Consider the following 20,347-nt stretch of genomic DNA (forward strand, 5'->3'; position numbering starts at 1 on the left):
GGGCCATGGAGCGCATGACGAAGTCCGGACGGCCTGCGCCGTCCGGGTTGCAAAGTGCGGTTCGGGTCAGAAAGCCCCGGACATCACATCACCGATACCCGTAACACTGCTTCAACCCCGTGTAGTCGTAGAAGTGGCTGCCCGGCGCGATCTTCGCGCCGTCGCACGCGGCCTGGAAATCCGTCTCGCGCTCGTTGTACAGCATCTTCACGATGAGCCGCGACCCGTTGCGATAGACGTCCCACTGCATGTTCGCGGCCATCGGCGACACCTGGTCGCCGCGCCACGGGTTGTTCGCATACGTGTACGTCTGTGCCTGCGGCGTCGGCACGAACACGTTCTTCAGGTTCATGACCGACGCGAACGGAATCACGATCTCCGCGTGCGTGAAGCGCAGCTTTGCGGCGTGCGTCAGGTCGCCGCGCGCGATCGCGTCGACTTCGCCGAAGAAATCGTCCTGCAGCACCTTCGCCATCCGGTATGTCACCGGGTTCGCTTCCTGGATGCCGGGGCCCTTCTGGTAGTAATCCTCGGCATCCTGCAGATACGCGAGATACTGCGCCTGCGCCGCGCCGATGTACTTCTCCATCGTGACGCCGCCGGTTTCCGCGGTCATCGCCGGCGCGACCTGCAGCAGGTTGTACAGCACGTTCACCGCATCGACGGCGGTTGCGATCTTCGTCTTGCCGTCGCCCTTCAGCGTGTTGGTGAACTTGCCATCCGTCGACGTGAACGCATAGGTGCCGGTGTTCGCGAACGTGTAGCCGTCGGAGCCGAGCTTCGCGATGAAGGCCGGCGACACGAGCGCGGACAACACCGTTTGCGCGACGTCGGCCGCCTGCGGCGCGGCCTTGATCGCCTTCAGCTTCGCGGCCACCGTCGCGTCGTTTGCATAGGCCTGGTACGTCTGGCTCGCCTGATAGGTCGCGTAGTACGGATCGCTGGTGTCGGTCACGAGATCGGTGGCCGGCTTCAGCGAATGGAAATACAGCAGGAAACGGTTGGTGCCGGCCGGCTGCGCGACCGGTGCGCTCGCAGGATAGCCGGCTGGCGCGGCCGGCAGCGTGATGGCCGGCGACAGTGCCGGCTGCGCGGCAACCAGTGCCGCCGAGAAATACGTCGAACTGTCGACCGCGCGATCCTGGCCGGAGTTGACGACGACTACCTGCCGGTTGCCCGTCGCGAACAGCGCGGGTAGCCGCTGCGCGAGACGCGCGGCGAGTTGCTGATGCTCGCGGATGCCGGTTTGCGTGAGGTTGCCGTACCCGGGTGTCGAGATGCCTTGTACGCCATAGCCGAGCAGCGCATTGGCCTTCATCATCGCGTACGTGTCGGCCTTGAGCTGCACGCCGAGCGGCGTCAGCGCGCCGTCGGCCTCGGCCTTAACCAGCATCGCGTAGATCGCGCCGTCGTATTTGAAGCCCGACAGCCCGCGCGAGCCGTGACGGGCGACGAGTTCGGTATAGACGGGCGCATAGCCGGCCGGCGGTGCTTCGTACGTCGCGGCGTCCTGCTGCGGGCGGTACGGCGTCTTCGTCTGGTAGTAGGTCGCGGGTGCCGGGGGCGGCGTGGGTTGCGGCTGCGGTGCGGGCGCCGTGCCGTTGTTGTCGGCCGACGCGGCGGGCGGTGTCGAATCTTCACCGCCGCAAGCGGCGAGCAACAGGCAGGCAATCGCGAGGGCGGCGGCGGTGCGGGTCGGGCGTGTCATCGTGGCGGGCAACGGACGGGACGAAGCGCATGTGCGTCGTCCCGTCTTCGGGAGAAGGTAGTCGAGCCCCGAAGTGTTGCAAGCGACTTTGACAGCAGAATGTCAGGATGCGGTCGGGCAATCGTCGGATCGCCGCCGGATCGACGTGGATGGCCAGCCGCGGCCGGCCCGTGTGCCGGCGTTCAGTGCAGACCGGCCGACGCGATCGAGCGCACCGTATCGGTGATGTTCACGCAGCGCGACAGCCCGAAATGCTCGGCTTCACGGCGTTCCGGTTCGCTGCTCGCGATCCCGACCGCGCGCTCGCGCGGCACGCCGAGCGCTTGCAGCGCGACATCGAACGGATGCTGATTCGATCCGGAGTCCTGCTGATTCGTATCCGTGACGACGACCGAGAAACGGTCGAGGTTCGCGCGGCCGAACTGGCCTTCGAACACGTCGTTGAGCCGCGCGGCCGGCAGCGTCGTGACGAGGCCGAGCCGATAGCCCTCTTCCGATGCGCGGTCGAGCCACTGGATGATTGCATCGCGCTGATGGCGCGATTCGCGCGAATCCGGGGTTGCTTCGATTTGCGCGAATGCTGCGTCGAGACGGGTGACGATGGCTTCGATGACCACGGTGATTCCTTTTCAGAAACGTGATGATCCGTTCGCCGACGGGAATGCCACACACCTTAGCGTCGATCCGGAAAACGCGACCAATTAATATTTTTAGCCGACTCATACGATTCGACTAATGAATGAGGTGGCAAGCCAGAGCGGGCGCGGGCTGCGTGTCGCGCGGCATGCCCCGCATGAATGGCGTCGTGAAGACGGCCTTCTACGTGATGCACCAGCGTGGCGCGCATCGTGAATGCATCGCGCATATGCATATAAAAAAACGGCATATCGAGCGATGCCCGCCCGATATGCCGCGTTGCGATGCCGTGCGCGAACCGATGCGATCAATGCAGCTTGATCGACGGCTGGTTACGGCTTTGCAGCCAGTGGCTCAGCGACTGGAACAGCGCGCGCTTCATGCCGACCACGCTGAACAGGTGCTTGCGATACAGGAAATTGTACAGCCCGATCGCCGCGAGCCCGTCGACGATCAGCGAGCGCGAGCGTACGCCGATGTCCGCCTGATACGCGGCGCCCGCTTGCCCGAGCGACACGACGGTGCCTGCGTCGTGGAACGTGAAGCCGGCCACCGGCTTGCCGGCGATGCGGCGCGCCAATGCGTTGACCAGATACACGGCCTGCTGGTGCGCGACTTGCGCACGCGGCGGCAGGCACCCGCTTGCACCGGTCGACGGGCACGCGGCGCAGTCGCCGAACGCATACACGTGCGGATCGTCGGGCGTCTGCAGCGTGTCGGTCACGATCACCTGATTCGACCGGTTGAGCGCGATGTCGCCGATGTTTCGCAGCATCGCGGGGCCCGCGACGCCGGCTGCCCAGATCGTGATGTCGCTCGCGAGCCGTTCGCCGGTCGCGGTCGTTACGGCGTCCGCACCGACTTCCGCCACGCGCGTATCGGTCAGTACGTCGACGTTCAGCGTGCGCAACTGCGCGTGCATCTTGCCGGCCAGTCGTTCGTCGAGCGCCGGCAGGATGCGCGGGCCACCTTCGATCAGCCGGATGTGCACGTCGCGCGCGGACACCAGCGCCTTGAAGCGATACGTCGTCAGTTGCTGGATCGCGTGCCGCAATGCGGCGGCCAGTTCGACGCCCGTCGCGCCCGCGCCGATCACGTTGATGCAGATGGGCGCCGCGCGCCGTGCGGGCTGCTGCTCGGCGACGTGATTTGCCTTCGTGCAGGCGGCAAGGAACTTGCGGCGGAAATCCTCGGCGTGGTCGAGGTTTTCGAGCGGCAGCGCGTGACGCTCGGCGCCCGGCACGTCAAAGAAGTTCGTCACGCTGCCGACCGCCAGCACGAGATCGTCATAGTCGAGTGCCCGCTGCGGCAGGATTTCCGTGCCGTCCGCATCGTGCACGGCCGCGATCGTTGCCGTGCGCGCCGCTCGATCGACCCGCTGCAGCGCGCCCTGCACGAAGCGGAAGCCGTGGCGCTTCGCCTGCGCTGCGTATTCGATCGTGTGGGAAGCCGGATCGCGATGGCCCGATGCGGCTTCGTGCAAGAGCGGCTTCCAGAAGTGCGTCGGATAGCGGTCGACGAGCACGACGTCGGCCTGTCCGCGGCGTCCGACCGTATCGCCGAGGCGCGTCGCGAGCTGCAGGCCGCCGGCGCCGCCGCCGACGATCACGATGCGCGGCACGCGCGGTGCGCGGTCCGTTGCAAGGGTGGGCGTGGTGTTGTCCATGTTGGGCTCCCGCTGAATGACGATTCGGATGACATTGCTCAAGAACCGACGATATAGTTTCGTACCCAGTCGAACAATTTAATGTTTATAAGCGACTCATATGTATTCACTTATAGGAAAGACCGCGACGTTCCGGCAGTTGAAGGCGCTGGACATGATCGCGCGGCTCGGCAGCGTGTCGCGCGCGGCGGAGGAGCTGAACCTGACGCAGCCGGCCGTGTCGCTGCAGGTTCGCCTGCTCGAGGAGGCCGTGGGCGCCGCGTTGTTGCAGCGGGTGGGGCGTGGCGTGCAGCTGACCGCGGCCGGCGAGATCGTGGCGCGCTACGCGCGCGAGATCCTGCACCTGTGGAGCGAGGCCGGCGACGAAGTGGCCGCGCTGACGGGCGATCTCGGCGGCACGCTGCGGATCGGCGCGATCACGACGGCCGAATACCTGATCCCGCCGCTGCTCGTCAAATTCACCGCGACGCGTCCGCACGTGAAGACGTATTTCAAGGTCGGCAACCGCGACGACATCATCCGCATGCTCGCGACGCATGAAATCGATCTCGCGGTGATGGGCAGCGCGCCGAAGGAGCTGCGCACGCACGCGGTCGAGTTCGCGAAGCATCCGATGGTGTTCGTCGCGGCGCCCGGCCATCCGCTGATGCAGCGCAAGCGCGTCGCGCTGAAGGATCTCGAATCCGCGCACCTCCTCGTGCGCGAGCGTGGCGCGGGTACGCGCTCGACCGTCGAGAGCCTGTTCAAGAACGCGGGCTATCGCTTTCATGTCGGATCCGAACTGTCCAGCAACGAGGCAATCAAGCAGATGGCTGAAGCGGGCCTTGGCGTCGCCTTCCTGTCGTTGCACGCGTGTGCGCTCGAACTGCGGACCGGGCTGCTCGGGCAGTTGCCGTTTCCCGGCAATCCGATCGAGCGCGAATGGTATGTCGTCACGCTCGCCGACCGGCGGATCTCGCAGGTGACGGGGCTGTTCCGCGACTTCCTGATCAAGCAGGGCGCGCCGGTGATCGACGGCGCGACGGTGGCGTCGCACGAGCGGCGACGCAAATAGATCGAGTGTGTCGACCGGCCGGTCAGACGAGCCCGAAGTCGTCGTTGCTGTCGGGAATCGACGCGAGCAGCCGTTCGAGCCGGTACCCGCCGACGACGCGCAGGCACCACATGGCGATGGCGGTGCGGCCGTTGCGGGAGTCGGGGCCGGATGAAGGGCGGGCGGCGGACGGCGAGGGCGCGATGAACGCCGCGCGTAGCGGGCAGTATTGGGGCATGACGGGGCTCCGTAGGTGTCGGATGACGCGATCGTAGGCCTCGCGGCGCCAGCCGGCGCGCACGCAAGGATCGTCCCGAGCAGAAACGGATGATCTTTTTCTGCTTGATTCGACGGCGGCCGCGCACGGCCGGCACGCCGGCCCGAAACGCGTCACAATGCGCGTTCGGCACCTGATCTGGTGGAGACCATCAATGAGCGATCCGATTCTTGCCGCGCCGACGGACAACGGCGTCCCCGTCAGCCTGCGCTCCAGCCGCGGGCTCGGCTGGCGCGGCTTCGGCGCGTCGCTGCTGGAAATTCGCGCGGGCACGTACCGGATTCCGGCGGCCGAGCACCACCGGATCGGCGTGCATATCGGCGCGCCGGTGCGCGCGGATTGCGTGTGCGACGGCGAGCGCGTGTCGCGCATCCAGGCGCACGGCGACGTCGACGTGATTCCGGCCGGCCTGCCCGGCCAGTGGACCGACAGCGCCGACTGCCGGATCCTGCACATCGCGCTCAGCGACACGTTCGTGCGGCGCACCGTCGAACAGCTCGAACTGAAGCCGTCGCACGCGCAGATCCGCCGGCGGCTGCAGGTGCGCGACCCGCGGCTGCAGCACATCGCGTGGGCGATGGCCGCCGAACTCGAAGCGGAAGACGCATCGGATCCGCTCTACGCGGAAAGCCTGTGCACGGCGCTCGTCGCACGGCTGGTCGACGGCCAGCCGGCGTTTCGCGAACGCCGGCGCACGCTGGCGCCGAAGGCCGCGGCGCGCGTGATCGACTATGTCGAGGCGAATCTCGACCGGCGCATGACGCTGGCCGAACTGGCGGCGCTCGTGTCGATCAGCGTGCCGCATTTCAAGGTGCTGTTCCGCGAAACGCTCGGGATGCCCGTGCACCAGTACGTCGTGCGGCGCCGGGTGGAGCGCGCGAAGGCGCTGCTGCTCGAAGGGCGGCTCAGTATCAGCCAGATCGCGCTGGAAGCCGGGTTTGCGCATCAGAGCCACATGGCGAACTGGATGAACCGCGTGCTTGGGGCGACGCCGACGGAGATCGCGCGGTCGGGCGCGCGGGGCGGGTTGCGGCTGGCTTATGACGGTGAGGATGGCGGGAAGCCTTCGCGTCGTTAGCGTGACGACGAATGCGCGGGCCATGCCTGCGCTTGCATCGCGTCATCCTTTCCTGTCCGATTCATCCCTCCGTGCGCGCTTTCCCGGCCTCGCATGCCGACAATCACAACACTTTCATCCATCAGGAGCGAATCGTGTTCGTGATCTTCGGAGCATCCGGCAACGTGGGCCGGTCGACCGTGACAGCCTTGCGCGACGCAGGCCATTCCGTGCGCGCGGTGCTGCGCGACACACGCCATCGTGAACGTTTCGTGCAGCTCGGCTGCGATGTCGCGATCGCGGACCTGACGGACGCGAACGCGATCGCCGCGGCGATCGACGGCGCGCAGGCCGTGCAGATACTGTGCCCGGTGCCGACCGCCGATCCCGATCCGGCCGCGACGATGACACGGACGATCGATGCAGCGACCGCCGCGCTCGCCGCGAACCCGCCGCGGGCATTGCTTGCGTTGTCGGACTACGGCGCGGAGCTTGAAGGCAATACGGGTATCACGCGTCTGTTCCATGACTTCGAGGAACGGCTGAAGCCGATCCCCACTCGACTGACGTTGCTGCGGTCAGCCGAACATTTGCAGAACTGGGCGCGTGTGCTGCCCATCGCACTCGGCACCGGCGTGCTGCCGAGCTTCCATCATCCGGTCGGCAAGGCGTTTCCGACGATCTGGGCGTCCGATGTGGGCGTCGTCGCGGCGCGGCTGCTGCTCGATGCACCGGAAGGCGGGAGCGGGCCGCGCATCGTCAGCGTCGAAGGGCCGCGGCGGGTGAGCGTGACGGCGATCGCGGATACGTTGGGCGCGGCGGCGGGCCGCTCGATCGTCGCGCACGAATTGCCGCGCGATACGTGGAACGCGGTGCTGTTGCGTGCCGGGCTCAGCGAACGTCATGCGCAGCTGATCGTCGATCTGTACGACGTGCATAACGCCGGGCGGATCGATGTGGAAGCCGACGTGTCGGAGCGGGTGTACGGGACGACGACGCTGGAGGAAGCGCTTGCTGCGCTGGTGCGCGCGCATGCGGCGACGGCGTGACGCAGGTAACCGGCATCTGGCGTCGATTTCGATGGACCGGGATTCGCGAGTCGCGAAACCGGTCCGGACCTCGGGGAGCACTTTTAATCGTGCCCGGTACTCCGGCGTTTCAACCACATACGTCCGGGCGGCTCGAAATACGTGCCGAACCGCACGAGTCCGGCCTTCTTCAGATGGCACGTCATTTCAAAGCTCACCAGCACGCCGGGATCGTCGTTTTCGAGGATGGCGACGTCGATGGAGCGGATACGAGGCTCATATTGCAGGAGTGTCGCCTCCATCTGCTGCTTGAGCATGTGGGCTGACGCGGGCAGCGCCTTGTAAATGTTCGTCAGATCCGGCAGACCATAGTCCGGCAGATGCTTCAGCGCGCCGGCACGCGAGTTCAGGATGCGCTGCACATTTTGCTGGACGCTCATGCACTCGAGTGTTCGGTCGTCGTAGGCATCGAGCGGCTCACCGCCGATCTGGCCCAGCAGCATGTCGTGGAGAGAGGAGCGCGCCTGCATGGTCCTGGCCTCCGGTTACGCGGTCGCGCGGGTCGGCTTCGCCGCGCCCGCCGCGGCGTTGTTCCGGTCAATGAAATCGATCGTCACGCTCGCTTCGGCCGAGCTCGACAGCACGATCTTTTCCGGCGCGGTACCGGCAGCCATCCGCGCAAGCAGTTCACGCGACACGTTCGGCAGAATCCGCTGGTTGAGGAACGCATCGACGTTGCGCGCACCGGACTCGCGCGCGAGGCAAAGCTCGGCCATCGTGTCGATCAAGGATTCGTCGCACGCCAGCTCGACGCCGTGTTGCCGGCGCAGGCGGTCGGCAACCTTCGACAGCTTGAGCCGCACGATCGACGCGAGTGCGGCGGCATCGAGCGGCCGATAGACCAGCGACCGGAAGCGCGCGAGCAGCGCGGGCTGGAAGTGCGCCACAAGCTGCGGGTGGATCGCCTCGAGCAACGCTGCCTGGGAAATCTGTGGATCGTCGGCGGTCATCTCGTCAATCCGTGCGCTGCCGAGATTGGACGTCATCAGAATCACGCAATTGCGGAAGTCGATCTCGCGCCCTTCGCCGTCGCGCATCATGCCGCGGTCGAACACTTGATAGAACATGTCGAGCACGTCGCGGTGGGCTTTTTCGACTTCATCGAGCAGCACGACACCGTACGGCCGCTGCCGCACGGCTTCGGTGAGGATGCCGCCGCGGCCGTAGCCGACATAGCCTGGTGGCGACCCTTTCAGTTGCGACACCGTGTGTGCTTCCTGATACTCGGACATGTTGATCGTCGTGAGCGCGGCCTCGCCGCCGAACAGCAGGTCGGCCAGGGCCAGCGCCGTTTCGGTCTTGCCGACACCCGATGGTCCTGCGAGCAGAAAGACGCCGAGTGGTGCATGTTCATGCTTCAGGCCCGCTTTCGCGGTGCGCAGGCTCTCCGCGAGCGCGGCGAGCGCATCGTCTTGTGCGACCACGCGCGTCGCCAATTGCTGTTCGAGGTTCAGCAGGCTCAGCAGTTCGTCTTCGACGAGGTTGCCGACCGGCACACCCGTCCATTCCGCAACGACACGCGCGATGGCCGCTGCATCGACATCGACGGAGATGAGCGGGGCGTTGCCTTGCCGGTCGGCCAGTAGGCGCTTGATGTCATCGAGCTGGCCGTGGCTGGATGCCGAGCCGCGTTCGGCGATCTCCTCCCGACGCTGGTGAACGAGGCGAACCAGCTCGAGTTCGCCGACATGGCGCGCCTGCAGGCCGGTCAGGATGTTCCGCGCGTCGGTCAGCGCGTGCTCCAGCGCTACACGCCGCGGCGCAACGTCATCGATACCAGCCTGCGCGTCCGCGTCGAGCGTCGCCAGTTCGAGTTCGAGGGCGGAGACAGCGGCGCGCGCACGCTGCAGTTCCGCTGGCGGCGATTCAAGTCCGATTCGCACCCGTGCGGCAGCGGTATCGATCAGATCGACCGCCTTGTCCGGCAGCTGACGCGCCGGAATATAGCGTCGAGAGAGTTTCACTGCCGCGATCAGCGCTTCATCCCGAATGTGCACGTTGTGATATTCCGCATAGCGGTTCTTCAGGCCTCGCAACATCAGGCAGGCCGCATCGTCGTCGGGTTCGCCGACCTTGATGATCTGGAAGCGGCGCTCGAGCGCGGCGTCGCGCTCGAAGAATTCCTTGTACTCGGACCATGTCGTTGCCGCGATCGTCCGCAGTTCGCCGCGCGCGAGCGCCGGTTTGAGCAGGTTCGCGGCGTCGGCGCCGCCGGCGGCATTGCCCGCGCCGATCAATGTGTGCGCCTCATCGATGAAGAGCAGGATCGGTTCGGGTGAAGACTGAACCTCGTCGATGACGTTCTTCAGGCGTTGCTCGAATTCCCCTTTCACCCCGGCACCGGCCTGCAGCAGGCCCAAATCGAGTGTCAGGATGCGCACGTCGCGAATCACGTTCGGGACGCTTGCCTCGGCGACGCGCAGCGCGAGCCCTTCGACGAGCGCGGTTTTGCCGACGCCGGGCTCGCCGACCAGGATCGGATTGTTCTTGCGCCGACGCGCGAGCACGTCGACCATCTGCTGGATTTCGCGATCGCGGCCGAATACCGGATCGATCGCGCCGCGTCGAGCCTTGTCCGTCAGATCGATCGCGAAGCGGCAAAGGGCATCACCGTCCGTGGTTCGCCGGGGCGCGAGCATTGCTGCCGCGACGGGTGCGGCCGATTTCGGCGTCTGATTGGCTACGGGGACGAACGGAGGGTCATCCGCACCGGTTTCGACATCGTTCGCGTGCGAGCGCTCGCATGAACGATGCGCAAGACGCGGCAGGACGCGCTGGATCTGCGTGCTGCTGACGGACAGCAGAGGCCACGCGTTTTGCGCACGCAGTACGTGGGGCCGATCGACGATCGCCTGCAGCAGATCGCCAGACCGGATGGTCGCGTCGTCTGTCTCGGACGCTGCGCGCACCCATGCGTCCTGCAGCACGGTCGCCAGTTGCGGAGACAATGCCGGCTTGCCCCGAAGATTACGTGGAAGATGTTCGATCGATGCGAGCAGCGCATCCCAGACGATGTCGAGGTCGATACTGTAATGCCGCAAGATCGCCGGGATGTCTCCGTCGCCGGCCTCGATCAGTTTCAGCAGCCAGTGCTCGACGGTGATCTCATCCGCGAGACGCGTCAGGCATAAGCTCACGGCCGCTTCGAGCGCCTTCGCGCAGTGCGGATTGAGTCGGCGGAGCAGGTGAGTCGTGTCGCGCGGGGTCATGTCGATGTCCGAAGAGGGGAGGGGCGACGCGCAGTCGTTGGCCGGACTGGGTCTTGAGAACATGAAGGCCAGCCTGACCCGGCCAGGCTGGCAAAGGAACCGCGCGAGGAGCCGGCGGTTCGACCAACGATAGGGATCAGGACCGCTCGTTCCAGGTGTCCTTGTGGATAATGTTGCCGTCCTTGTACGACCAGGTGATCGTTTCGTAGCGAAGCTCCACGTTTTCGAGGTGGTTGTGCTTCTCGTAGGCCGGATTCTTGATGTCGTGCATGACCGGATTCACGGCGACGATCTTCACGTTGTCGAGCTTCGTGTTGAAGTATTCCTTCTCCTTGCCCGCGTCGTCGATCTTGTACCACTTGATCTCGACCGACTTGAGCGTCTGGCCGCTCGTCACGGCCTTGTACAGATACGGCGTCGACGCGTCGGTTTCCTTCGTCAGCGTGATGGGTTTGTGGACGCGCGTGCCTGTCAGCTTGCCGGTATTGCCGTCGGTCGGGATATGCACGCCGTGATCGAATGCGACGAGTTCGACGCTGCCTTCGCGTTCCTGAACCGTCACCGAACCCTTGATGTCGGCGCCGCCGTCGTCCTTGAGCCACATGTAGGCCGGAATTGCCATTGCCTTGCTCCTTTATATTTCACTGTACGCACTACTAAACTCGCCAGGAGCGAGCCCCTGAGCTTGAGAATCCCGAAGCGGATTGCTTCGGGGGCTGAACCTGGATCGCTACCTTCCCGTGTCGGGTACCAGGGTAATTTCCACGCGACGGTTTCTCGCGCGTCCGTCAGGCGTGTCATTGCTCGAGAGCGGGCGCGTCATGCCGTAGCCTTGAATCGCAAACCGGGTTGCGGAAATACCGGATGCGTCGACCAGCCAGTCGCGCACGGCTTGCGCGCGGGCGGCCGAAAGCTTCAGGTTGCTGTCCGGATTGCCCACGTTGTCGGTGTAGCCGGCGACGAGGATGCGTTTATCGGGGTGTGCTTGGATCATCTCCAGTGCGCCGACCATCGCACGGTTCGACCCGGGCTTCAGCAGCGCCTTGCCACTGTCGAACAGCGACATGCTGTCGAGCGAGACGACAGCAGGAGGAGGTGGCGGCGGCTCGTACGAGGCGATCGCGCTGTTCAGCACGGGCATCAAGTGCGCGCCCCGATACATGCCGAACGACAAGCGCAGCGGAATACCGGTGCGCGCGTAGCGATCGAGTTGATCGCGATCGGCCACGAGCGCCTGCAGTGCGTCCCGCTTTGCCGCGTCGTGCTTTGCCGGGATATTCGAATAGCGGGCGAGATCGGCGGCGATGCGATCCAGCAGCGCTTCGTTGTTCCTGGCCGCACCCCAGAATGCGACGGCAGCGGCGCAGGCGAGCACGGCGAGTGCGTGGCCCGTGGCGGCCCGGCGCGGAGACATCCAGTATCGTCGCGGCATCGCTTCGATCAGCGACTGCGGGAGCGGCCACGGCGTCGGCGAGGAGATGGCGTTGACACGCGCCACGTGCGTCCGCATTTCGACATCGCGTTCCCACAGGTTTCGGGGCGTACTCGCCGGTCCGCAGTCTATCCAGCCGGTGCCGAACAGCGCCCATGGTGCCGCCGGCTGTTGTCGGTCCGTCAGTGGGCCGACAATCACGCGTTGCGTCCAGCCGACGATTGAGGCCAGCGCGGCGGCGCGTGCCGCCGCGACGCAATCGCCGGCCGCGCGCTGGGCCTGGTTTTCCGCCGCGCGGACCACGGATTCGAAACGTTCGCCGACCGCCATGCGGGCGGCCGACGACAAGCCGTACCACTCTGGCGTCGAGGGGGCGACGGGGCCGGTGGTGAGCCGCTGGTAGACCGCGACATAGCCCGGTAGTCGCGTACCCAGCACGCGGGCGGCATCGGCGACGGCCTGTCGTACGGCACGCAGGTTCTGGGTCAGCGTGTCGATTTCCGCATGCAGCGCAGGCGCGACCGACAGCACGACGCCGTCCGGGGCCCGCCCGTCGCGCCACTGCCTGACCGCAACGGCCAGGCGCGGCAGATCCTGAGGGCGATCGACGCGCAGCCAGATGCCGCCGTCGCCCATGTGTGCGTGCCGGACTTCTCCGGCACGGTCGAACAGCGCGGGCAGACCATCGCCGGTCACCAGCACGAGCGGCATGCGTGTGCGCAGCTTCACCGGAATGTCGGCCGTCGCTTCGCCCAGCGCGGTCAGCACATGTGCGCCCCGGCGACGCGCGTGGGCAAGCTTGCGCGTACACCACAGCATCAGCCCGAAGGCGGCACTCCCGGCAATGGCCGAAAGTGCCCAGGCTGCGCCGGAGCCGAGCGGAAGTACCAGCCAGATCACCGCGAACGCCAACACGGTTGCGAACGCGATCATGAGCCGCGACGGATAGCCGAGGCCTTCGTGCGTGCAGTCAGGTGGCCGCTTCGATTCCGCGGACCGAACAGGCGGGGCGGATCTCACGGGCGAACGGCTTTTGCCGCCACGAGATGCGCGAGCTGCCCGTCGAGCGCGGCCGACCAGATACCCCATACGATCGCGGCCGCGGCACAGGTGAGCCCCGCGATCGCCCACGGGGACAGCCGGTAGAACCAGTCGGACACACGGCGTCCCGCGCGATCTGTGATGAACGGCTGATCCAGGGCGGGCCGCAACGTTTCCAGTCTGGCATTCAACGCCGCGATCAATGCAGTCCGCTTGGCTTCACCGTCGCGCGCGTACCGGCCGACGAATCCCAACCCAAGGATGGCGGAGTAGCATTCGAGCAAAGCGACGGGCGGGGCGGGCTCGCTCATCCGGATGTCCAGGCGCTCGAATACGCGCTCACCGGCTTCATGCAGGTTGAATTGTTCCACTTGCAGCGGTTCGCGCTCCCATGCGGATCGGAATTCCCCGGGAAGGTGCCGCAGCGCGACCTCGTCGAGCAGCCCGCATTGGGCAATCAGTGCGTCGTTGCGCACGTCGTCCGAAAAGCCTCGGTGCCGCAGCGCGCTCGCAAATTGCTCGACCAGCTGCTTGCACCGAGCACGCAACGCGACCGCGTCCTGAGTCTGTCCGCCGGAGGCCAGCGTCGTCGCGAGCAGTGCGGTGTCGCGCAGCAGATCGCGCATCCGGTCGCCGTGCGGGTTGCCGGCGCCCGTCGCGTTCGGCAGCAGGGCGGTGTCGCTTCGATTGGAGGTCAGGGCATTCATGAACGCAACACAGCGTAGAGTTCGAGCGACGCGTCCGGTATCGACGCGGGCAGATAGATTTGACAGGCTCGCGCGGCGAGCATCTTCGCGTGCACGGCACTGGACGCGTCCAGCGCGAAATAGTGATTGTCCAGACGCACCGGGATCGCGCCGGGCACGCGCTGGACGGCCTTGAGCGGGACGCCTAGCAAGGCCGAATTGATGATGTGTTCGACGTCGTCGGGGGCGCCGATCTTGCATAGCCGTGGAAACTGCTCGACCAGTTCGAATGCGGGCATTGGCGCGCTGACCGACAGATACCAATCGACGGAATCCGCGACGATCCGTTCGTCGAGGAACTGGCCGGTCCACGTGGTCGGCCCCTTGCGGATGAGGCCGATCGACACGACTCTTGACGGAATGATGGCGTCGAGCAGCGTGCGGATCAGCGATTCCAGTTTCGCGAATACCTCGTCGGCGTGCACATGGTCGTACACCGGAATGTCGGTGAGCTCCGCTTCGGTCGAGAACGTCATCAGCGCGCTCGTCAGTTGCGCGAGTGCCGTGTACAGATGCTCCGGAGGGCGGCTCGGATGCGTGGCGAACAGTCGCAACTGCGGCCATGCCGCGTGGATGCAATGAAGCAGCCAGAAGAGTTGCACGTCGGCCACGCCGTATTCCGCGACGTCGGTCAAGCGCTCGCTACGACGCGTACCGAGCGCGAGGGTCCTGGCGTGAAGGATGTCCGTCAGACGATTGATTCGCTCGACGTGCAGCGGATGGCTGGCGAGCGTCAGGCACGGCGGCACGAAGTGTCGATCGACCTGGAACTGGCCGCCGGCGCCGCGCGTCAGTCGCGCGATCGCACAGACCGTGTCGTCGGCGTGCGACTCGAAGTCGAACACGAGCCGTACTGCATGCCGTTCGACTGCGATTTCGGCTTCGGCGGTCCCGTTCAGGTCCGTGACCTTGACGAATTCACGGTAAGCGCGCCGCGGGCGGGCGAGTGACGTCTCGTCGAAACGGCAGTTGCTGCCATTTGCATCCGGCAACGCGAGCGCTGCGAACACGACGACGCTCTGCATGTCCGCTGGCACGCCTTGCGTCAGATCGCGCGCCGGCGGCAGCGTATCGGCGACGGTCGTATCGATCGGCGTGCCGTCCGGAAAACACAGCCGCAGGCCAGCGAGTTTCAGGCGCCCTGTCGACAGCGCTTCTTCGTCGACCTCGACGGCAAGCGTTCCCCATGGCTGTGCGACAGCCGTGCAGGCGTACTGACGTAGCGCAAATTCAGCCCATCTATCCTGTTGCTGAAAATGCTGTTGGGTCAGGATGAGGCCCTCGTGCCATAGCGGCTTCGCGATTCGCATGGTCTCTCGTGTGGTTTGTTTGTTCGTTATTCGGGTCAAGGGCGTAACCTATACACGACCTCTTTTTGAACGTGCAACCTATTTTTCGAATAACCATATTGTTCGGTTTACTAATTGAAAGGCGTGAAGTGTGAACGAATTTCACAATCGGTCGGGTGGTTATTTTTGGGATATATGGTTGCGTGGACGAATGTGAGAGGCGCCGAAAACGATGGCACGCGATCGATTGGAAACGCATGAGTCGCCGTGTAACAAGGAAGTGCGGCGGAATTGCCGGTCGATTTGAGTATCGTCATTCGGCTCGACCGAAATTTATCTCGAAAATATCGGGTGTCTTTTGAATTGCAAATTGTTTCAGAATGTTTGCGATTTTTTGCATTTGATCGTTGTGGTTTTTTGAACAACGCGCTTTGACTCACTCGGAATTTGCCGTGTATAAGTCCCATGCGATTTCGTCGCGCGAACGGAGACCATGCGATGAAATATCGATCGGGACACGGTGCACATTGCATCCACGCGCGACATATCGAAGAGACCATCGTGCCGAACACGCGGTGCGCCCGACCTATGCTTGACCATCACTAAATAAGGATTGCAAATGGATAGCTTCCAGAGAGAAATTCCGAAGAGTCGCGTCTCGATTACGCTGGATTTGCATACGGGCGGGGCCCAGAAGAAGGTCGAGCTGCCGTTGAAGCTGCTCGTCGCGGGCGATTTCAGCGCGGGCCGCGAACAGGCGCCGCTGGCGGAGCGCAAGAAGGTCAATATCGACAAGAACAACTTCGACGCGGTCCTGGCCGACCATGCACCGGATCTCAAGATCGCCGCGGAGAACACCCTGGCCGGCGACGGCTCCGAACTGCCGGTGAATCTCTCGTTCCGTTCGATGAAGGATTTCGAGCCCGAGCAGGTTGCTCGCCAGATTCCGGAACTGCAAGCGATGCTGGCGATGCGCAATCTGCTGCGCGACCTCAAGTCGAATCTGCTCGACAACGGCATGTTCCGGCGCGAGTTCGAGAAGATCCTGAAGGACAAGCGCCTGTCCGACAAGCTGCGCGGCGAACTGGGACAAATCGCGACGGCCACCCTGCAACAGGAAGGCCATGCGTGAGCGCGGCCGGCCCAAGACGGCCGTCACCGCCTCCCGCAACCACGCAGCCATACCAAACGTGACTGAGAGAAACATGAACCAGAATGAATCGCGCCAGGGCGCCACGGAAACCATCGCGCTCGACAACGACAGTGTCTATGCCGCGCTGTGCAACAAGATCAACCTGAAGCCGGTCGCCGAGGCGCGGCCGATGGAAGCGTTCCGCGACAACGATGCGTTGTCGGAAGCGTCGGCCGACGAACGGGTCGCGCGCGGCATGGACGCGCTGCTCAACCTGATCGCGAAGGAAAGCAAGCCGGTCGACCGACTCGACAAGTCGCTGCTCGATTTTTACATCGGGCAGCTTGATCGGCAGATCAGCCGCCAGCTCGACGCGGTCATGCATGCACCGGATTTCCAGGCGCTCGAAGGTCGCTGGCGGGGCCTGAAGATGCTCGTGTCGCGCACGGATTTCCGCAAGAACGCCCGCATCGAGGTGCTGGATGTATCGAAGGATGCGCTGCAGCGCGACTTCGAGGATTCGCCGGAACTGATTCAGAGCAGCCTGTATCGTCTCACGTACATCGAGGAATACGACACGCCGGGCGGCCAGCCGATCAGCGCGATGATCAGCGATTTCGAATTCGGGAACGCGCCGATGGATGTCGCGCTGCTGCGCAATATTTCGAAGGTCGCGGCTGCGGCGCACATGCCGTTCATCGGCTCGGTGGGCGCGGCATTCTTCGGCAAGAAGTCGATGGAAGAAGTGGCGTCGATCCAGGACATCGGCAACTACTTCGATCGTGCCGAGTACATCAAGTGGAAAAGCTTCCGCGACACCGACGATGCGCGTTACGTCGGCCTGACGATGCCGCGCGTGCTCGGCCGTTTGCCGTACGGCAAGGATACGACGCCGGTGCGTGCATTCAACTACGAAGAAGCGGTGAAGGGCCCGGACCACGACAAGTATCTGTGGGTCAACGCGTCGTTCGCGTTCGCGGCCAACATGGTACGCAGCTTCGTCAGCAACGGCTGGTGCGTGCAGATTCGCGGCCCTCAGGCGGGCGGCAAGGTGGAAGACCTGCCGGTTCACCTGTATGACCTCGGCACCGGCGTGCAGCCGAAGATTCCGACCGAAGTGCTGATCCCGGAAACGCGCGAATTCGAGTTCGCGAATCTCGGCTTCATTCCGCTGTCGTTCTACAAGAACCACGATTTCGCGTGCTTCTTCTCGGCCAGCTCGACGCAAAAGCCGGCACTATACGAGACGAAGGAGGCGACGGCCAACAGCCGCATCAATGCGCGCTTGCCGTACATCTTCCTGCTGTCGCGCATCGCGCACTACCTGAAGCTGATTCAGCGCGAGAACATCGGCACGACCAAGGACCGGCGTCTGCTCGAGCTCGAGCTGAACAACTGGATCAAGGGGCTCGTGACCGAGATGAAGGATCCGGGCGACGAGCTGCAGGCGTCGCACCCGCTGCGCGAGGCGAAGGTGACGGTCGAGGACATCGACGACAACCCGGGCTTCTTCCGCATCAAGCTCTTCATCATCCCGCACTTCCAGGTCGAGGGCATGGACATCGGCCTGTCGCTCGTGTCGCAGATGCCGAAGGCCAAGGGCTGATCCGCCGTTTCATGCATGACCCGCCGGGACGCTGATGGCTGCCCGGCGGCGCCGTGGTGTTCGTGCACCTGAGAGAAAATCCATGTCGATGATACTGCCGTCGCAGGCTTATGAATTGAAGCTGGCGCCTCATCCGGCGCCGACGTCCGTGCTGCGGTTCACGGGCCGGGACGCCGTGAGCGAGCTGTACCGCTACGACATCGAATTCACGAGCCCGATGGCCGGTATCCCGATGGATCAGGTGGTCGGCCGTCCCGCTAAATTCATCATCGCGCCGGTCGATCCGAACCTCGACTATCTGCGCAGGATGTTTGGCGAGAACGCAGGCCAATTCAGCACGATGTCGCCGGCTTATACGATTCACGGCGTCATCACGCAGTTCGACGAGTTCGGCAGTTCGGCCGATCAAACCCACTATCGCGTGCGGCTCGAGCCGAAGCTCGCCGACTTGAACCGGGGGGTGACGAGCCGGCTGTTCCAGAAGCAGTCGGTCGAGGAGATCGTGACCGACACGCTACGTCATTACGGCTACCGGGCCGGGGTCGACTTCCTGTTTAAGCTGCGCGGCGAATACAGGCGGCGCGAGTACATTACCCAGTATCACGAAACGACATTTGCGTTTATTCAGCGCCTTTGCGCGGAAGAAGGAATCTGGTTCCGCTGGGAGCAGAAGAAGGATCACGCTGTGATCGTGTTTGGCGATGATCTGGATGCCTACGCACGCAAGCAACGTACCGTGTCGCACCGGCGAGACTCGGGGCTCGAAAGTTCCGGTGCTGACGCGATCAAGACGCTCGAGAAGCGGACCCGCCGTGTACCTGAAGCTGTTCGTCTGCACGACTACAACCATCGGCAGGCCGGTGTGTCGCTGCTCATCGAGGAAAACGCCGCGCGCGACGACACGACGACGAGCGGCGTCGATTACCGCTGGGGCGAGCATTACGAGACGCCGGAAGAAGGTAAGGGTGTGGCCCGCCGACGTCACGAGGCGCATCTCGCCGCACAGATCACGTTCAAGGGAACGGGTAATCCGTTCTGTCTCGAAGCCGGTGAAGTCATGCGGATCGAGCCGAACCCGGCCGACGCGAAGCATGGAGTCTTCATCACGGCGGTTCAGTCGCAGGGCGGTCGCGATCAGTCGTATTGGATGACGTTCGAGGGGATTCCGTCCGATCGTGTGTGGCGCACGTCCATCGATGCGATCAAGCGACCGGCGATCGACGGCATTCTGCCCGCGCGCATTACCTCTCCCGGGGATTACAAGTACGCATATCTGACCGAACAGGGCTGGTATGTGATCAAGTTGCCGTTCGATCTCGATGAGTGGAGTCCGGGCGGCACGAGCCGGCCGGTGCGGTTCGCGAAGCCGTATAGCGGTGACGACTATGGGCATCATTTTCCGCTGATCGATGGGGCGGAGGTGGCCGTTGTTTTCACGCAAGGTCATCCGGATCGGCCTGTGATTATCGGGGCGATGCATGACAGTCTGCATCCGGATCTCGTCACCAGTCAGAACCATACCCGGAACCTGATCCGCACCGCAGCTCGGAACGAGATGCGGATGGAGGATAAGGAAGGTGTCGAGCATATTCATCTGACGACGCCGTTTCAGACCAGTGAGCTGAACCTGGGGCACATGGCCGACGGGGAGTGCAAGGAGCGCGGACAGGGCGCCGAGTTGCGCACCGACGGCCCGGCGGCGATTCGAGGATCGAAGGGCGTATTGATTAGCGCGGAAGGACAACTTGGCGCCGCAGGCCCGCAGCTCGCGATGCAGGACGCCGACGCGACGCTTGAGCAGGCCGAACAGATCCTGAGTGCACTCAACGACTCGGCGAACGCGGCAAAGGCGCTACAGGCCGACATCGATCAACAGCGCGTGTTGATCCAGCAAAAGCTCCAACGGCTTCAGAAGCCGGTCCTCGTCGCAACCGCTCCCGACGGCGTCGGGCTCGTCAGTGGGCAGCAGATGCAGCTTGCCGCCCGCAAGCAGATGTTTGTGACCGCCGGCGACGGGCTCGACATCGGCGTGATGAAGCGTATAGCAGTGGCGGCAGGTGAGGCGATCTCGCTTTTTGCAGCGAAGCTTGGGATTCGGATCTTCGCAGCGAAAGGCAAGGTCCAGGTGCAGGCGCAGTCCGACGGGATGGAGTTGATGTCGATGCAGGATATGACAGCGAGTTCATCGGATGGCGAAGTGATCATCACCGGTCGCAAAGGCGTCACGCTCGGCGATGGGGCAGGCGCCTACATCAAGCTCTCAGGCGGCAAGATCGTTCTCGGCAGTCCAGCCGGAGAAATCGAACTCAAGGGAAATCTGACCGTCGACGCCCCTGACGGCGGCAGTTTCAAGTTCCCGACATGGGCTGCGGCACCTGTCAAAGACATGAAGCACGCAACGAACTTCGGATTCTCTGAATAACGGAC

16 protein-coding genes are annotated in these 20,347 nt (G+C 64.3%); 6 read left to right on the forward strand and 10 right to left on the reverse strand.

All coding sequences use genetic code 11. The annotated features are described in order from the left end of the window. Positions 1-88 precede the first annotated feature (88 nt). From A9Z05_RS07560 to A9Z05_RS07570, 3 genes are all read right to left on the reverse strand, one after another. A complete protein-coding gene (locus A9Z05_RS07560; protein ID WP_069617551.1) occupies positions 89-1,708 on the reverse strand; it encodes a histidine-type phosphatase in 1,620 nt (539 codons plus the stop codon). 182 nt (positions 1,709-1,890) lie between these two features. Further along, positions 1,891-2,325 (reverse strand): phosphatase, encoded by a 435-nt coding sequence (locus tag A9Z05_RS07565; RefSeq protein WP_069617552.1) that lies wholly within the window; start codon positions 2,323-2,325, stop codon positions 1,891-1,893. A 326-nt stretch (positions 2,326-2,651) separates the two neighbouring features. Beyond that, positions 2,652-4,010 carry an NAD(P)/FAD-dependent oxidoreductase gene (locus tag A9Z05_RS07570; protein ID WP_069617553.1) on the reverse strand — a complete coding sequence of 453 codons (1,359 nt, stop codon included), beginning with the start codon at positions 4,008-4,010 and terminating at the stop codon, positions 2,652-2,654. A 100-nt stretch (positions 4,011-4,110) separates the two neighbouring features. On the opposite strand from A9Z05_RS07570, the gene A9Z05_RS07575 reads away from it, so the two are divergent. Continuing rightward, complete coding sequence (locus A9Z05_RS07575) at positions 4,111-5,064, forward strand: LysR family transcriptional regulator (RefSeq protein ID WP_034203040.1); 954 nt, start codon at positions 4,111-4,113, stop codon at positions 5,062-5,064. Positions 5,065-5,086: 22 nt separating this feature from the next. On the opposite strand, the gene A9Z05_RS07580 is transcribed toward A9Z05_RS07575, so the two are convergent. Further along, positions 5,087-5,281, reverse strand: coding sequence for a hypothetical protein (locus A9Z05_RS07580; RefSeq protein ID WP_069617554.1), 195 nt, complete (start codon positions 5,279-5,281; stop codon positions 5,087-5,089). Between the two features lie 193 nt (positions 5,282-5,474). On the opposite strand from A9Z05_RS07580, the gene A9Z05_RS07585 reads away from it, so the two are divergent. Beyond that, positions 5,475-6,398 carry an AraC family transcriptional regulator gene (locus tag A9Z05_RS07585; RefSeq protein ID WP_069617555.1) on the forward strand — a complete coding sequence of 308 codons (924 nt, stop codon included), beginning with the start codon at positions 5,475-5,477 and terminating at the stop codon, positions 6,396-6,398. Between the two features lie 134 nt (positions 6,399-6,532). Then, entirely contained in the window at positions 6,533-7,426 is an 894-nt protein-coding gene (locus tag A9Z05_RS07590; protein WP_069617610.1) for an NAD(P)H-binding protein, read from the forward strand. Between the two features lie 83 nt (positions 7,427-7,509). Here A9Z05_RS07590 and tssE read toward each other — a convergent pair whose 3' ends face one another. The 6 genes from tssE to tssK all read right to left on the reverse strand — a co-directional run bounded on the left by tssE (position 7,510) and on the right by tssK (position 15,203). Beyond that, complete coding sequence (gene tssE / locus A9Z05_RS07595) at positions 7,510-7,935, reverse strand: type VI secretion system baseplate subunit TssE (protein WP_069617556.1); 426 nt, start codon at positions 7,933-7,935, stop codon at positions 7,510-7,512. Positions 7,936-7,950: 15 nt separating this feature from the next. Continuing rightward, positions 7,951-10,674, reverse strand: coding sequence for a type VI secretion system ATPase TssH (gene tssH / locus A9Z05_RS07600; protein ID WP_069617557.1), 2,724 nt, complete (start codon positions 10,672-10,674; stop codon positions 7,951-7,953). A gap of 136 nt (positions 10,675-10,810) precedes the next feature. Next, positions 10,811-11,296, reverse strand: a complete 486-nt coding sequence (locus tag A9Z05_RS07605; RefSeq protein WP_069617558.1) for an Hcp family type VI secretion system effector — start codon at positions 11,294-11,296, stop codon at positions 10,811-10,813. Between the two features lie 108 nt (positions 11,297-11,404). Continuing rightward, positions 11,405-13,039, reverse strand: coding sequence for an OmpA family protein (locus A9Z05_RS07610; RefSeq protein ID WP_084044160.1), 1,635 nt, complete (start codon positions 13,037-13,039; stop codon positions 11,405-11,407). A gap of 83 nt (positions 13,040-13,122) precedes the next feature. Beyond that, positions 13,123-13,854 (reverse strand): DotU family type IV/VI secretion system protein, encoded by a 732-nt coding sequence (locus A9Z05_RS07615; protein WP_069617560.1) that lies wholly within the window; start codon positions 13,852-13,854, stop codon positions 13,123-13,125. Further along, on the reverse strand, positions 13,851-15,203 hold the full coding sequence (tssK, locus tag A9Z05_RS07620; protein WP_069617561.1) for a type VI secretion system baseplate subunit TssK: 1,353 nt from the start codon (positions 15,201-15,203) through the stop codon (positions 13,851-13,853). The genes A9Z05_RS07615 and tssK overlap by 4 nt, the downstream gene beginning before the upstream one ends. 598 nt (positions 15,204-15,801) lie before the next feature. Between tssK and tssB the strand changes: the two genes are divergently transcribed. The 3 genes from tssB to A9Z05_RS07635 all read left to right on the forward strand — a co-directional run bounded on the left by tssB (position 15,802) and on the right by A9Z05_RS07635 (position 20,342). Beyond that, complete coding sequence (gene tssB, locus A9Z05_RS07625; RefSeq protein WP_069230479.1) at positions 15,802-16,314, forward strand: type VI secretion system contractile sheath small subunit; 513 nt, start codon at positions 15,802-15,804, stop codon at positions 16,312-16,314. Positions 16,315-16,387: 73 nt separating this feature from the next. Continuing rightward, positions 16,388-17,920, forward strand: a complete 1,533-nt coding sequence (tssC, locus tag A9Z05_RS07630) for a type VI secretion system contractile sheath large subunit (RefSeq protein ID WP_069617562.1) — start codon at positions 16,388-16,390, stop codon at positions 17,918-17,920. A gap of 82 nt (positions 17,921-18,002) precedes the next feature. Then, positions 18,003-20,342, forward strand: coding sequence for a type VI secretion system Vgr family protein (locus tag A9Z05_RS07635; protein WP_069617563.1), 2,340 nt, complete (start codon positions 18,003-18,005; stop codon positions 20,340-20,342). Positions 20,343-20,347: the final 5 nt, after the last annotated feature.

It is taken from the genome of Burkholderia sp. A2 (genome assembly GCF_001729305.1).
GTDB classification, from domain to species: domain Bacteria; phylum Pseudomonadota; class Gammaproteobacteria; order Burkholderiales; family Burkholderiaceae; genus Burkholderia; species Burkholderia sola.